This window comes from Streptomyces sp. NPDC001617, assembly GCF_053596855.1.
The window spans coordinates 51,044-65,423 of sequence record NZ_JBSFHA010000061.1 but is presented as its reverse complement, the minus strand read 5'-3'; the positions used below and the strand labels follow the sequence as shown (position 1 = coordinate 65,423).

At 69.3% G+C, this 14,380-nt stretch carries 11 protein-coding genes; 5 read left to right on the top strand and 6 right to left on the bottom strand.

Annotated features, from left to right (window positions below):
* Nucleotides 1-54: 54 nt before the first annotated feature.
* The gene (dnaE, locus tag ACWC09_RS35685) at nt 55-3,594 is read right to left on the bottom strand and encodes a DNA polymerase III subunit alpha (protein ID WP_450855135.1); all 3,540 of its coding nucleotides are present in this window, start codon (nt 3,592-3,594) and stop codon (nt 55-57) included.
* A 205-nt stretch (nt 3,595-3,799) separates the two neighbouring features.
* On the opposite strand from dnaE, the gene ACWC09_RS35680 reads away from it, so the two are divergent.
* The 4 genes from ACWC09_RS35680 (at nt 3,800) to ACWC09_RS35665 (ending at nt 8,606) form a co-directional block, all read left to right on the top strand.
* The gene (locus ACWC09_RS35680; RefSeq protein ID WP_450855134.1) at nt 3,800-5,125 is read left to right on the top strand and encodes a DUF2252 domain-containing protein; all 1,326 of its coding nucleotides are present in this window, start codon (nt 3,800-3,802) and stop codon (nt 5,123-5,125) included.
* Nucleotides 5,126-5,192: 67 nt separating this feature from the next.
* Nucleotides 5,193-5,891 carry a hypothetical protein gene (locus ACWC09_RS35675; protein ID WP_450855132.1) on the top strand — a complete coding sequence of 233 codons (699 nt, stop codon included), beginning with the start codon at nt 5,193-5,195 and terminating at the stop codon, nt 5,889-5,891.
* Nucleotides 5,892-5,986: 95 nt separating this feature from the next.
* Nucleotides 5,987-6,829, top strand: coding sequence for a thioredoxin domain-containing protein (locus ACWC09_RS35670; protein ID WP_450855131.1), 843 nt, complete (start codon nt 5,987-5,989; stop codon nt 6,827-6,829).
* 115 nt (nt 6,830-6,944) lie between these two features.
* On the top strand, nt 6,945-8,606 hold the full coding sequence (locus ACWC09_RS35665; RefSeq protein WP_450855130.1) for an alkaline phosphatase D family protein: 1,662 nt from the start codon (nt 6,945-6,947) through the stop codon (nt 8,604-8,606).
* A gap of 9 nt (nt 8,607-8,615) precedes the next feature.
* Here the strand turns inward: ACWC09_RS35665 and ACWC09_RS35660 are convergent, their stop codons facing one another.
* Nucleotides 8,616-9,185: a dienelactone hydrolase family protein gene (locus ACWC09_RS35660; protein WP_450855129.1), complete on the bottom strand. Its 570-nt coding sequence runs from the start codon at nt 9,183-9,185 to the stop codon at nt 8,616-8,618.
* Nucleotides 9,186-9,292: 107 nt separating this feature from the next.
* Between ACWC09_RS35660 and ACWC09_RS35655 the strand changes: the two genes are divergently transcribed.
* A complete protein-coding gene (locus tag ACWC09_RS35655) occupies nt 9,293-10,408 on the top strand; it encodes a mechanosensitive ion channel family protein (RefSeq protein ID WP_450855127.1) in 1,116 nt (371 codons plus the stop codon).
* Between the two features lie 4 nt (nt 10,409-10,412).
* On the opposite strand, the gene ACWC09_RS35650 is transcribed toward ACWC09_RS35655, so the two are convergent.
* The 4 genes from ACWC09_RS35650 to ACWC09_RS35635 form a co-directional block, all read right to left on the bottom strand.
* Nucleotides 10,413-11,153 carry an SDR family NAD(P)-dependent oxidoreductase gene (locus tag ACWC09_RS35650; RefSeq protein ID WP_450855126.1) on the bottom strand — a complete coding sequence of 247 codons (741 nt, stop codon included), beginning with the start codon at nt 11,151-11,153 and terminating at the stop codon, nt 10,413-10,415.
* A gap of 138 nt (nt 11,154-11,291) precedes the next feature.
* Nucleotides 11,292-12,878, bottom strand: coding sequence for a Na+/H+ antiporter (locus ACWC09_RS35645; protein WP_450855124.1), 1,587 nt, complete (start codon nt 12,876-12,878; stop codon nt 11,292-11,294).
* A gap of 88 nt (nt 12,879-12,966) precedes the next feature.
* A complete protein-coding gene (locus ACWC09_RS35640) occupies nt 12,967-13,437 on the bottom strand; it encodes a GNAT family N-acetyltransferase (protein WP_450855122.1) in 471 nt (156 codons plus the stop codon).
* Nucleotides 13,434-14,378, bottom strand: a complete 945-nt coding sequence (locus ACWC09_RS35635; RefSeq protein ID WP_450855121.1) for an RluA family pseudouridine synthase — start codon at nt 14,376-14,378, stop codon at nt 13,434-13,436. Before ACWC09_RS35635 ends, ACWC09_RS35640 begins: the two co-directional genes overlap by 4 nt.
* Between the last annotated feature and the right edge of the window lie 2 nt (nt 14,379-14,380).

The following is a 14,380-nucleotide window of genomic DNA, read 5'->3' as shown; positions in this document are numbered from 1 at the left end:
GCGCGTCCCGTGCACGGGACGCGCCCTCTCGATACGTTCTTGGAACGGCGCCGCCTAGCCGGCCAGGCAGGACGGGCCCAGCAGCACCTTCAGGTCACCGAAGAGTGCCGGATCCGGCTTCACCCGGTGCCGGTCGAGCCGGAGCACCGTCGTCTTGGTCGGGCCCTGGAGCTTGATGCGGACCTCGCTCTCGCCCTTGTGGTGGCTGAGGATCTCCCCGAGGCGGTTGACCATCGGCGGGGTGACCCGGGTGACCGGGATGGTGAGGATCACTGGCGCGTTGGTGCCCGCGTTGGACAGGTCGGGGACCTGGAGCTCCATCGCGACCAGTCGGGGCACGTCCTCGCGCTTGTCGAGGCGGCCCTTGACGAACACCACCGCGTCCTCGACGAGTTGGGTCGACACCAGCTGGTACGTAGCCGGGAAGAACATGCACTCGATGGAGCCGGCGAGGTCCTCGACGGTGGCGATCGCCCAGGCGTTGCCCTGCTTGGTCATCTTGCGCTGGAGTCCCGAGATGATGCCGCCGATGGTCACCACGGCACCGTCGGCGTGCTCACCGCCGGTGAGTTGGGCGATGCCCGCGTCGGCCTTGTCGGACAGCACGTGCTCCAGGCCGAAGAGCGGGTGGTCGGAGACGTAGAGACCGAGCATCTCCCGCTCCTGGGCGAGCAGATAGGTCTTGTCCCACTCCTCGGTGGTGAACTCCACGTCCAGTCCGAAGCCCGGTTCGCTGGAGTCCTCCTCGCCCATCCCGCCGAAGAGGTCGAACTGGCCCTCGGCCTCCTTGCGCTTGACCGCGACCACGTTGTCGATCATCGAGTCGAAGTGCGCGGTGAGGCCCTTGCGCGTGTGCCCCAGGGAGTCGAAGGCGCCCGCCTTGATCAGCGACTCCGTGGTGCGCTTGTTGCACGCGACGGCCTCGACCTTGTCGAGGTAGTCGGGGAAGGAGCCGTACTTGCCCTTGGCCTTGCGGCTCCTGATGATCGACTCCACCACGTTCGTGCCGACGTTGCGCACGGCTTCGAGGCCGAAGAGGATCACGTCGTCGCCCTGCGCGGCGAAGTTGTGCACCGACTCGTTGACGTTCGGCGGAAGCACCTTGATGCCCATGCGCCGGCACTCGTTGAGGTAGACGGCCGACTTGTCCTTGTCGTCCTTGACCGAGGTGAGCAGGCCGGCCATGTACTCGGCGGGGTGGTTCGCCTTGAGGTAGGCGGTCCAGTACGAGACCAGGCCGTACGCGGCCGAGTGCGCCTTGTTGAACGCGTAGCCGGCGAACGGGACCAGCACGTCCCACAGGGCCTGGATGGCCTCGTCGCTGTAGCCGTTCTTCTGGGCACCGGCCTGGAAGATGGTGAAGTTCTTGGCCAGTTCGTCGGGCTTCTTCTTGCCCATGACTCGACGGAGGATGTCGGCCTCGCCGAGCGAGTAGCCCGCGATGATCTGGGCGGCCTTCTGCACCTGCTCCTGGTAGACGATCAGGCCGTAGGTGACGGCCAGGACCTCTTGGAGGGGCTCCTCCAGCTCCTTGTGGATCGGGGTGATCTCCTGGAGCTTGTTCTTGCGCAGGGCGTAGTTGGTGTGCGAGTCCATGCCCATCGGGCCCGGACGGTACAGCGCCGACACGGCGGAGATGTCTTCGAAGTTGTCGGGCTTCATCAGGCGCAGCAGCGAACGCATCGGGCCGCCGTCGAACTGGAAGACGCCCAGGGTGTCACCGCGCTGGAGGAGTTCGAAGGTCTTCGGGTCGTCGAGCGGCAGGGCCAGCAGGTCGAGGTCGATGCCCTTGTTGGACTTCACCATCTTGACGGCGTCGTCCATGATCGTCAGGTTGCGCAGGCCGAGGAAGTCCATCTTCAGCAGGCCGAGCGACTCGCACTGCGGGTAGTCCCACTGCGTGATCGTCACACCGTCCGTGTGACGCACCCAGATCGGGGCGTGGTCGACGATGGGTTCGCTGGACATGATCACGCCGGCGGCGTGCACGCCCATCTGCCGGACCAGGCCCTCGACGCCCTTGGCGGTGTCGATGACCTTCTTCACGTCCGGTTCGTTCTCGTACATCCCCCGGATCTCGCCCGCCTCGTTGTAGCGCGGGTGCGAGGGGTTGGTGATGCCGTCGAGGTCGATGCCCTTGCCGAGGACGTCGGCGGGCATCGCCTTGGTGAGCCGGTCGCCCATCGCGTACGGGTAGCCCAGCACGCGCGCGGAGTCCTTGATCGCGTTCTTGGCCTTGATCTTGCCGTAGGTGCCGATCATGGCGACCTTGTCGGCGCCGTACTTCTCGGTCACGTACCTGATCACCTCGACGCGCCGACGCTCGTCGAAGTCGATGTCGACATCGGGCATCGAGATGCGCTCGGGGTTGAGGAACCGCTCGAAGATCAGGCCGTGCGGGATCGGGTCGAGGTCGGTGATGCCCATGGCGTAGGCGACGATCGAGCCGGCCGCGGAGCCTCGGCCGGGGCCGACCGCGATGCCCTGGCTCTTGGCCCACATGATGAAGTCGGCGACGACGAGGAAGTAGCCGGGGAACCCCATCGAGATGATGGTGTCCATCTCGTACTCGACCTGCTTCATACGGTCGTCCGGGATGCCGTCCGGGAAGCGGCGGTGCATGCCCCGCATCGTCTCCTCGCGGAACCAGGAGACCTCGGTGTAGCCCTCGGGGATGTCGAACTTCGGCATGAGGTTCTTGGCCTCGAACATGCCGGCGGTGTCGACCATCTCGGCGACGAGGAGGGTGTTGGCGCAGCCCTCCTGCCAGGCGTCCGAGGAGTCGATGGCGTACATCTCGTCCGTGGACTTCAGGTAGTAGCCGGTGCCGTCGAACTTGAAGCGGTCCGGGTCGGAGAGGTTCTTGCCGGTCTGGATGCACAGCAGGGCGTCGTGGGCGGTCGCCTCGTGCGCGTACGTGTAGTGCGAGTCGTTGGTGACCAGGGGCGGGATGCCGAGCTTCTTGCCGATGTCCAGGAGGCCGTCGCGGACCCGGTGCTCGATCTCGATGCCGTGGTCCATCAGCTCCAGGAAGTAGCGGTCCTTGCCGAAGATGTCCTGGTAGTCGGCGGCCGCCTTCAGGGCCTCGTCGTACTGTCCGAGGCGCAGCCGGGTCTGGAGCTCGCCGGAGGGGCAGCCGGTGGAGGCGACGATCCCCTCGGACCACTGGGAGATCGTCTCCTTGTCCATCCGGGGCCACTTCTGCAGCCAGCCCTCGGCGTACGCGTCCGAGGAGAGCCGGAAGAGGTTGTGCAGTCCCGTGCTGTTCACGGCCCACATCGTCTTGTGGGTGTAACCACCGGAACCGGAGACGTCGTCCCGCTTCTGGTGCGGCTGGCCCCACTGGATCTTGCGCTTGTTGCGCCGCGACTCGGGGGCGACATACGCCTCGATCCCGATGATCGGGGTGACTCCGGCCTTCTTCGCGGAATGGAAGAAGTCGTACGCCCCATGGAGGTTGCCGTGGTCGGACATGGCGATATGGGTCATGCCCATCTCGTTGCACGCGTTGAACATGTCCTTGAGCCGCGCGGCACCGTCCAGCAGCGAGTACTGGGTGTGGACGTGCAGGTGCGTGAACGGCGGCTTTGACACGGTCGGGCCTCCAAGGGAAACGCTGGACGAAGGGCTGGCGGACAGTCCTGGGGTCAGCGTCGAAGTCTATGCCGCGGGACTGACAATCCGAGGGCTGCCCCGCGTACCTTCACAGCGAGGGTCGCGGGCACTTCCGCGGCCCGTCGCCCGTTGGACACGACAGAAACGCTGTCGTACACATCCATGCACCAGGAGGCACCCCGCGATGTCGGTACCCCGGCTCAACGACGAGCAGCGCGGCGAGGAGATCCTCGCCGTCTTCGACACCGCCTTCGGCCGGCTCCTGGCCGCCGACCCGGCCGCGTTCCGCGTGAAGTTCCGCAAGATGGCGGCCTCCGCGTTCGCGTTCTACCGGGGCACGGCGTGCCTCTTCTACCACGACCTCGACGCAGAGAAGCGGGGCGGCCCGTACCTGGACGAGCGCACTTCGCGCGTGTGGATCCACGGCGACCTGCACGCGGAGAACTTCGGCACGTACATGGACTCCAACGGCCGGCTGATCTTCAACGTCAACGACTTCGACGAGGCCTACGTCGGCCCCTTCACCTGGGACCTGAAGCGCTTCGCCGCCTCGATCGCGCTGATCGGATACGCGAAGGCGCTCAGCGACGGGCAGATCAGCGAGCTGGTGGAGGTGTACGCGGGCGCGTACCGCGAGCGGATCCACGCGCTGGCGACCGGCGCCAAGAGCGACGAGGTGCCGCCGTTCACCCTGGACACCGCCGAGGGCCCGCTCCTCGGCGCCCTGCGCGCCGCCCGCTCCCTCACCCGCTTCGAGCTGCTGGACTCGATGACGGAGATCCGCGACTTCGAGCGCCGCTTCGCCTCGGGCGGCGGCTCCATCGAGCTGGACGCGGCCACCCGCTACAAGGTCCTCGCGGCCTTCGACGGCTACCTGGAGACCCTGCCGGACTCGTCGCTGTCCCGCCCGGACTCGTACCGGGTGAAGGACGTGGTCGGCCGACGCGGCATCGGCATCGGCTCGGCCGGTCTGCCGTCCTACAACATCCTCCTGGAGGGCCACAGCGACGCCCTGGAGAACGACGTGGTCATCTACATCAAGCAGGCCCAGACCCCGGCCGTCTCCCGGCACATCACCGACCCGGCGATCCAGGACTACTTCCAGCACGAGGGTCACCGCACGGTGATCTCGCAGCGCGCCCTGCAGCAGCACGCGGACCCGTGGCTGGGCTGGACCGAGCTGGACGGCTCGGGCCAGCTGGTCGCCGAGGTGTCGCCGTACGCGGTCGACCTGGACTGGGGCGACATCGACGACCCCGAGGAGATCGCGGCCGTCGTCGCCGACCTCGGCCGGGCCACGGCCACGATGCACGCGTCGGCGGACGACACCTCCGGCGAGTCCCTGGTGCCGTTCTCCACCGAGCGGGCCATCGACGCGGCGATCGCGGCCGACGAGGACGGCTTCGCGGGCCTCCTCACCGACTTCGCGCACGACTACGGCACGCGCGCGCGGGGCGACCACCAGATCTTCGTGGACCTGTTCCGCAACGGCCGGATTCCGGGTCTCTAACGGTCCGTAATCTCACAGGCAGGTTTTAGGGGTCCCTTACAGGAGCCCGTGACAGACTCTGCACACCATGGACATATCCGGGACCCGACTCAGAGCGCTCCGCGCGGCGCTGTTCACGACCTTGGTCGTGACGCTCAGCACCGCGTCGCACGTGCTGCTGTCTCGGGTCCCGCTGCCGCTGAACACGGTGGCCGCGGTCGCCGTCACCGTGTTCGCGGTCTCCTACGCGCTGGCCGGCCGCGAGCGCGGCTTCGGGCCGATCGCCGGCCTGCTGATCCCGCTGGAGCTGGCCGCCGACACGATCTTCACCACCGGCCAGCACGTCTGCTACGGCCGTGCGGGCGGCCCCGTCACCGGCCCGCTGCGCTCCGTCGGCTGGGACCTGCTGTGCGGCAGCAACACCCAGGTCGGCACCCCGCTGACCCGGGTGACCGGCACCGGCACCGGCACCGACCGCCTCTCCGCCCTGCTCGCCCACGCCACCCCGGGCACCGCCTGGCTGCTGCTCGGCGCGCACGTCGGCGTCGGCCTCCTCGCCGCCGCCTGGCTGCGCCGCGGCGAGCGGGCCCTGGCCCAGCTGCTGCGCGCCGTCGCCGCGACGACGTTCCGGCCGCTGCTGCTGGCGGTCGCCTCGGTGACCGTGCGGCCGTTGGCGGCGGTGCGCCGCGTACGGCGCCTCGACCTGCGTAGCTCGGTCGTCCGTGACCGGCTGCTCGCGCACTCCCTGGGACGGCGTGGACCGCCGTGCTCGGCCGCTCTCGTCTGAACAGCACCTGTCGCTCCGAAGAGCACTGAGCGCGACCAATCCCCCACACGTATCCCGCGTACGACGTGTGCGCGTCCCATATGGAGATAACCAACATGAGCAAGCGGAACAGCGCGGCAGCGAAGACGGCGGCCCGAGAGCGGCTGCGCGTCGAGCGCGAGCGCCAGGCCAAGCGGGCCAAGGCCAAGCGGCAGATCATCGTCGCCGCCTCGGTCGTCGCCGTCCTCGCGGCGGCCGGCGGCATAGGCTACGCCGTCGTCCAGGCCAACAAGCCCAGCCACTGGGAGGCCGTGAAGAGCGACAAGGTCGTCGCTCCGGCCAACACCTCGGGCAAGAACGGCACGACCGTCGTCATCGGCAAGGCGAGCGCCAAGAAGACCCTCAAGGTCTACGAGGACCCGCGCTGCCCGATCTGCGCCTCGTTCGAGCAGACCGTCGGTGCCACCGTGAAGAAGGACATCGACGACGGCACGTTCAAGATCCAGTACATCGGCGGCACCTTCCTCGACGGCGACGCGCTCGGCAAGGGCCAGATCGGGTCGCGCGGCGAGGGCTCCAAGACCGCGATGTCCGCCATGGGCGCCGCGCTGAACGTCAGCGACGAGGCGTTCCTGGAGTACAAGACCGCGCTGTACTCGAAGAAGTGGCACCCGGACGAGTCGACCGACAAGTTCAAGAGCGACGACTACCTCATCAAGGTCGCCCAGACCGTCCCCGCCCTGAAGGACAACAAGGCGTTCCAGAGCGCGGTCAGGAGCGGCAAGTACGACGCCTGGGCGCTCGCCATGTCGAAGACCTGGGACACCAACAAGGACGGTGTCACCGGCACCCCGAGCTTCGTCATGGACGGCAAGAAGCTCACGGCCGACAGCCAGGGCAACCCGCCGATGACGGTGGCTCAGTTCAACCAGGTGGTCGGCGCGGCCCTCAAGGCCTGAGGCTCATCACCCGACAGCTTGGCGGAGTCTGTCCGAGCGCTCACACCCAAAAGAGCGGGCGAACTTTCACCAGTTCGCCCGCTCTCGTTAATACCGGTCAGTAACCTGGTCGCTCGTGACCAGTCGATTCAGAGCCGACGAAGGCTCCAACTCGCTTTCCCCGCGCCGCCGTACGGTCGTCAAGGCCGCGGCGGCCACTGCTGTCCTGGCCGGCCCGCTCGCCGCCGCCCTGCCGGCCCGGGCGGCCACCGAGACCCCGCAGTTCCTGCACGGCGTGGCCTCCGGCGACCCGCTGCCCGACGGCGTCCTGCTGTGGACCCGGGTCACGCCCACCGCCGAGGCCGTACCCGGCTCGGGGCTGGGCCCGGACACCGAGGTCAGCTGGATCGTCGCCAAGGACAAGGCGTTCACGACGATCGTCGCCAAGGGCTCGACCACGGCGACGGCCGCCTCCGACCACACCGTGAAGGCGGACATCCGCGGCCTCGCCCCGGCCACCGACTACTGGTTCCGCTTCTCGGCCGGCGGCACGGACTCCCCGGTGGCGCGCACCCGCACCACGCCGGCGGCGGACGCCTCCGTGTCCGGCCTGCGCTTCGGCGTGGTCTCCTGCGCCAACTGGGAGGGCGGCTACTTCGCCTCGTACCGCCATCTCGCGGCCCGTAACGACCTGGACGCCTGGCTGCATCTCGGCGACTACGTCTACGAGTACAAGTCCGGCGAGTACGCGGCCCGCGGCACGGTCGTGCGCCCGCACGCGCCGGCCAACGAGATCATCACGCTCGCCGACTACCGCACCCGGCACGGCAAGTACAAGACCGACCCGGATCTGCAGGCCCTGCACCTCAAGGCGCCGGTCGTGGCGATCTGGGACGACCACGAGTTCGCCGACAACGCCTGGTCCGGCGGCGCGGTCAACCACACCGAGGGCGCCGAGGGCACCTGGACCGACCGCAAGGCGGCGGCCAAGCAGGCCTATTTCGAGTGGATGCCGGTCCGCCCGGCCATCGCGGGCACCACCTACCGCCGGCTGCGCTTCGGCAAGCTGGCCGACCTGTCGCTGCTGGACCTGCGCTCCTTCCGCTCACAACAGGCGTCCACCGGCTCCGGCTCGGTCGACGACCCGGACCGCACCATCACCGGGCGCGCCCAACTCGACTGGCTGAAGGCCGGGTTGAAGGCCTCCGACACCACCTGGCGGCTGGTCGGCAACTCGGTGATGATCGCGCCGTTCGTCATCGGCTCGCTCACCGCCGACCTGCTGAAGCCGCTGGCGAAGCTGCTGAGCCTCCCGCAGGACGGCCTCGCGGTGAACACCGACCAGTGGGACGGGTACACCGACGACCGCCGTGAACTGCTGGCCCACCTGACCTCGAACGCGATCCGCAACACCGTCTTCCTGACCGGTGACATCCACATGGCGTGGGCCAACGACGTCCCGGTCGACGCCGGCACCTACCCCCTCTCCGCCTCCGCCGCCACGGAGTTCGTCGTCACCTCGGTGACGTCCGACAACCTCGACGACATCGTGAAGGTCCCCGAGGGCACGGTCTCCGCGATCGCCGCACCGATCATCAAGGCCGCCAACCGCCATGTCCACTGGGTCGACACCGACCGCCACGGCTACGGCGTCCTGGACATCACCGCCGACCGCGCCCAGATGGACTACTACGTCCTCTCCGACCGCACGGACAAGAACGCGACATCCTCCTGGGAACGCTCCTACCGCACCCGCACGGGCACCCAGAAGGTCGAGCGGACGTACGACCCCGTATAGGTCACAGCGTCACAGCGTCTCAAGGAAGCCGAGCGCCACCCGCCAGGTGGCCTCGGCGGCCTCCTCGTCCCAGTCCGGGAGTTCGGGGTCGGTGTACAGATGCCCGGCACCCGCGTATCTGTAGATCTCCACGTCCGCCCCCGCTCTGCCGATCTGCAGGTACCAGGCGCTCAGCCAGTCGTCCGTCTCGAACGGGTCCGGCTCGGCCACATGCAGCTGGACCGGCAACTCGTCCACCGAGGCGTTGGCCGCGATGTCCGACGTGCCGTGCAGAAGCAGCAGCCCGCGGGCCTTGTCGTCGCCGAGGGCGAGGGTCTGCGCGATGGAGGCGCCGAGCGAGAACCCGGCGTACACCAGCCCTCTCTCCGAGTAGGGCGCGGCGGCCAGGACCGCCCTCTTCAGCAGCTCGTCCTTGCCGATCTCGTCCTTGAAGGCCATGCCCTCCTCGACCGTCTCGAACGTACGCCCGTCGAAGAGGTCCGGGGTCCACACCTCGTGCCCGGCGCCGCGCAGCCGGTCCGCGGCCTGGCGCACCGCGGGCCTCAGGCCGTAGGTCGAGTGAAAGAGCATGATGTTCATGAGGCCATGGTGCCAGCCGGGACTGACAACGCCCTCCGGCGGCCGTACCCCGTTCCCGCCCGAAGTCACATGTTCATGACCCCCCGGAGCCGGTTAGGTTCGCAGGCATGGAGAACGTGCTCCGCCCGCTGATCGTGATCGGTGGCTCGGTCGTGCTCACGCTGGCCATCGGCTGGCTCACCGACCTGCTGCTGCGCAAGGCCGACGAGCGGCACAGCGAGACCCCGTTGTGGGGCCTGCTGCGCCGCGGTCGCGTGCCCTACCAGCTCGTGCTGTGCGCGGCGATGCTGAGAGGGTCGTACGACCAGGCGCGGCTGCTGGACACGTACCGGGTCGGCATCGGCCAGGCGCTGACGCTGGTGCTGATCGGGGCCACCGCCTGGCTGGTGGTGCGCATCGCGGCCGCGATCGTCGATTCGTCGTACACCCGCTACGCGCGCGCCCACCACGACGCCGCACGGGTCCGCCGGGTGCGCACCCAGGTGTCGCTGATCATGCGGGTGGTCGCCGCGATCGTCGGTGTGGTGGCGGTGGCCGCGATGCTGCTGACCTTCCCGGCGATGCGCGCCGCGGGCGCCTCGCTGCTGGCCTCGGCCGGTGTGCTGGGCATCGTCGCCGGTGTGGCCGCCCAGTCGACGCTGAGCAATATGTTCGCCGGACTGCAGATCGCCTTCGGCGACATGGTGCGCCTCGGCGACACGGTCGTGGTGGACGGCGAGTGGGGCACGGTCGAGGAGATCACCCTGACCTTCCTGACCGTACGGACGTGGGACGAGCGCCGGATCACCATGCCGGTCTCGTACTTCACCTCGAAGCCCTTCGAGAACTGGTCGCGCGGCACCCCACAGATGACCGGCATCGTCTTCTGGCACCTGGACCACTCGGCGCCGATCGAGGCGATGCGCGAGAAGCTCCGCGACATCCTGCGCGAGTGCCCCGCCTGGGACGGCCGCGACTACGGCCTCGCGGTCACCGACTCGACCCCGAACACCATCCAGGTCCGCGCCCTGGTGACGGCCAAGGACGCGGACGACATCTGGACGGTACGGGTCACGGTCCGCGAACAGATGATCCGCTGGCTGTCCGAGCGCCACCCGTCGGCCCTGCCCCGGGTCAACACGGCCGACGCGGCCCTGCCACCGGGCCGCCGCCCGCCCCCGGACAGCTCCCCGGACGGCGCGGCCCGCAGGGCGCCCGAGACGCCCAGGACGGGGCGGGGCTGAGGTCTCACTGCCCGCGCTCGGCACCCCCGTTGACCTGGATCACCTGTGAGGTGACGTGCCCGGCGCCCGGCGACGCCAGCCAGTGCAGGGTTGCGGCTACGTCGCCGGGCGTGCCGGCGCGCTTGTTCAGCGTGTCGTCGATGAGCCGCGCACGCCGGGCCGGATCGATCTGCGGTCCGAAGAACTCGGTGTCCTCGATGTACCCGGGCGCGACCACGTTCGCGGTGATGCCCCGCGGCCCCAACTCCCGTGCCAGATCATGGGCGTACGGATGCAACGCCGCCTTGGCACCCCCGTACGCCCCGCTCCCCGACCCCCGGTAGGCGGCGATGGAGCTGACGAACAGCACCCGTCCGCCGGGAGAGGCCAGCCGGTCCTTCAGTGCCTCTGTAAGAAGCGCCGCGGTGAGAGTGTTGATACGGAAGTTCACGGTCCAGTTGTGCGCGACCCGTTCGAGAGGATCGTCGCTCTCGGCCCCGGGCTCCAGATGCCCGGCCCCACCGGCACTGTGCACCAGCACATCCACGGTCCCGAACTCCCGAGCCACGAAGTCGGCGACCCCGCGCACGGCGGCCGTGTCACTGAGGTCGGCCGCATAGGTCAACGCCCCAGGCACACCCGCCTTCTGCAACACCTCGACCCGCCGCCCGAGCAGAAGAACCTGGTCCCCATCACCGGCGAAAACCCGCGCCGCGGCAAGCCCGATGCCCGTACCGCCACCACTGACCACAACATTACGAGTCATGATCCGACCCTACGCACCACACCGGCCCAGGCACCGCACATTTACCCGCCTGCGCTGTTCGGCGCTGCAAAGGGCAACGCCCCAAGGGGCGCGGGGCCATATCCATTCACGGCACCGCCACGTGGGCGCTGCGCACGGCTACCTCAAACTCCGCACGTCAAGATGCCGGAGCACCCGATCCACCACCTCCGGATCCGCCCCCGGCTCGCTCCGCGCCGCCAGCACCTCGTGCCGCGCCGCACTCAGCAACTCCCCCTGAATCCGCCGCATCCGCTTCAGCCGCCGCACCCGCATCTCATGTGCCTCCCGCCGCTCCTCCTCCCCCATCTCCGGACTGATCCGCACCCCGATCTCGAAGGCCCGCCGCAACATCTGCTCGGCCAGCTCCTCCGGCAGTTCCTCGACCGCCTCGATCTCCCGCAGCCGCCGCTTCGCCGCCTTGGCGGCCCGCACCGCGAGCTCCCTCTCGAACTCCTTCTCGCGCTCCGTGTCGGCCTGCACCCCGAGCTTCTTCACCAGCCACGGCAGGGTCAGCCCCTGCAGGACCAGCGTCCCCATGATCACCCCGAAGGCGATGAACACGATCTCGTCCCGGTCGGGAAAGGCCGACCCGTCGTCCGTCTTCAGCGGAATCGCCAGCGCCAACGCCACCGAAGCCACACCCCGCATCCCCGACCACCACATGACGACGGTCTCCCGCCAGCTCATCGGGATCTCCTCCTCGGAGTCCCGTTTCGCGTGCAGCCGTTTGGTGAGCCAGGTCGCCGGCAGCAGCCACACCAGCCGTACGACGACCACCACGCCCACGATCGCCCCGGCCCAGCCCAGAAGCTCACCCCACCGCCCGGACGCGGTACGAATGGCGTTGTGCAGCTCCAGGCCGATCAGTCCGAAAGCCACGCCCGTGACGAGCGTGTCGACGATGTCCCAGAAGGTGTGCCCGGCGAGCCGCGTGAGCACGTCGTCGGGGTCGGTGGCGTACTCGGCGAGGAACAGGGCGGTGGTGAGCACGGCCAGCACGCCGGAGCCGTGCAGTTCCTCGGCGAGGACGTACGACGCGTACGGCACGAGCAGTGTCAGGCCGACCTGCAGGGTCGCGTCCCCCAGCAGGTCGAGGAGCTTGTTGGCGCCCCAGCCCAGGGCGACCCCGATCGCGACCGCGACCACGGCGGACAGCACCAGGTCGAGCGCGGCCCGCCCCGCGTGGAAGTCACCGCTGACGGCGGCGGCGACCGCGACGTGGTACAGCACGATCGCTGTCACGTCGTTGAACAGGCCCTCGCCCTCCAGGATGGAGATCAGTCGGCGCGGCAAACCGAGTTGGCCCGCCACCGCGGTCGCGGCGACCGGGTCGGGCGGCGCGACCAACGCCCCCAGTGCCACCGCGGCCGCCACCGGCAGCCCCGGCACGATGGCGTGGGCCACCACGGCCACGCACAGGGTGGTGACGAAGACCAGCGCCACCGCCAGCAGGAAGATCGGCCGCCGGTTCGCCGCGAACTGCCGCCAGGAGGTCCGCCGCACCGCCGCGTACAGCAACGGCGGCAGCAGCAGGGGCAGGATCAGATCCGGCGGCACGTTGACGTTGGGCACGAAGTCGGCCACCGCCAGCACGACCCCGAGCAGGGTCATCAACACCGGCGCCGGCAGCCCGAACCGGTCTCCCACCGGGACACTCACCACGGCCCCGAGCAACAGCACGAACAACAGGGCCAACTGATCCACGGTCAGCTCTCCGGGAAGATCGACGTACAGATGGCAGACCTCAAGCCTGCCACGACGCCGATCTCACCTGGACGTCCGGCCCTCCCGGCTACAGAGCGCGCCGCATCGCCCGGTGCGGGATCCCCGCCTCCGGGTACTCCGGTCCGTACGCCTCGTACCCGAGCCGCTCGTAGAAACCCAGCGCATGCGTCTGTGCGTGCAGATCCACCGCTGACAGCCCGCGCGCGCGTGCCGCGTCCTCGATGGCCCGCACCAGCGCCACGCCGACGCCCAGTCCGCGCGCCTCCTTGGCGACCGCGAGCCGCCCCAGCGACCCCACCGACAGGTCACCGTCGACCTTCGCCGCGGCCGCCTCCCCGTACAGCAGCCGCCCGGTGCCGAGCGGCACCCCGTCGTCCCGCACGGCCAGCACATGCACCGCCACGGCGTCGTACTCGTCGTACTCCAGATCCTCCGGCACACCCTGCTCGCCGACGAAGACCTCCTTGCGCACCGCGAAGCACGTCTCCAGGTCGGCGGGGTCTTCGGCGACCCGTACGTCGTAGGCGTGCGTCATCATCCGTACGTCTCCTCGCGGACCTGGTCCAGGGCCTTCTGCAGGTCGGCCGGGTAGTCGCTCTCGAACTCCACCCACTGCCCGTCCCCGGGGTGCTCGAAGCCGAGCCGTACGGCGTGCAGCCACTGGCGGGTCAGGTGCAGCCGCTTGGCGAGCGTCGGGTCGGCGCCGTAGGTGAGGTCGCCGACGCAGGGGTGGCGATGGGCGGCCATGTGCACGCGGATCTGGTGGGTGCGGCCGGTCTCCAGCTTCACGTCCAGCAAGGAGGCCGCGCGGAACGCCTCGATGAGGTCGTAGTGCGTGACGGAGGGCTTGCCGTCGGCCGTGACCGCCCACTTGTAGTCGTGGTTCGGGTGGCGGCCGATGGGCGCGTCGATGGTGCCGCTGGTGGGGTCGGGGTGGCCCTGTACGAGCGTGTGGTAGCGCTTGTCGACCGTGCGCTCCTTGAACTGCCGCTTGAGCGAGGTGTACGCCCGCTCCGACTTGGCGACCGCCATGAGGCCGGAGGTGCCGACGTCGAGCCGGTGCACGATGCCCTGGCGCTCGGCGGCACCGGAGGTGGAGATGCGGTAGCCGGCCGCCGCGAGGCCGCCGATGACCGTCGGCCCGGTCCAGCCCGGCGAGGGATGCGCGGCCACGCCGACCGGCTTGACGATCACGACCACGTCATCGTCGTCGTACACGATCTCCATGCCCTCGACGGGCTCCGCGACGATCTGCACGGGCGCGGGCGCCTGGGGCATCTCGACCTCCAGCCAGGCGCCGCCGTGCACCCGCTCGGACTTCCCGACCACCGAGCCGTCGACCGTGACCTTCCCCGCCGCGGCGAGTTCCGCGGCCTTGGTGCGGGAGAAGCCGAACATGCGGGAGATGGCGGCGTCGACGCGCTCGCCCTCCAGGCCGTCGGGTACGGGCAGGGTACGGATCTCGGGAATCGTGCTCACCC

Coding starts and splice junctions, on each gene's coding strand:
- ACWC09_RS35660 (WP_450855129.1), bottom strand. CDS start 9,185: ATGAACATCATGCTCTTTCACTCGACCTACGGCCTGAGGCCCGCGGTG.
- ACWC09_RS35680 (WP_450855134.1), top strand. CDS start 3,800: ATGTCGGTACCCCGGCTCAACGACGAGCAGCGCGGCGAGGAGATCCTC.
- ACWC09_RS35650 (WP_450855126.1), bottom strand. CDS start 11,153: ATGACTCGTAATGTTGTGGTCAGTGGTGGCGGTACGGGCATCGGGCTT.
- ACWC09_RS35675 (WP_450855132.1), top strand. CDS start 5,193: ATGGACATATCCGGGACCCGACTCAGAGCGCTCCGCGCGGCGCTGTTC.
- ACWC09_RS35640 (WP_450855122.1), bottom strand. CDS start 13,437: ATGATGACGCACGCCTACGACGTACGGGTCGCCGAAGACCCCGCCGAC.
- ACWC09_RS35670 (WP_450855131.1), top strand. CDS start 5,987: ATGAGCAAGCGGAACAGCGCGGCAGCGAAGACGGCGGCCCGAGAGCGG.
- ACWC09_RS35655 (WP_450855127.1), top strand. CDS start 9,293: ATGGAGAACGTGCTCCGCCCGCTGATCGTGATCGGTGGCTCGGTCGTG.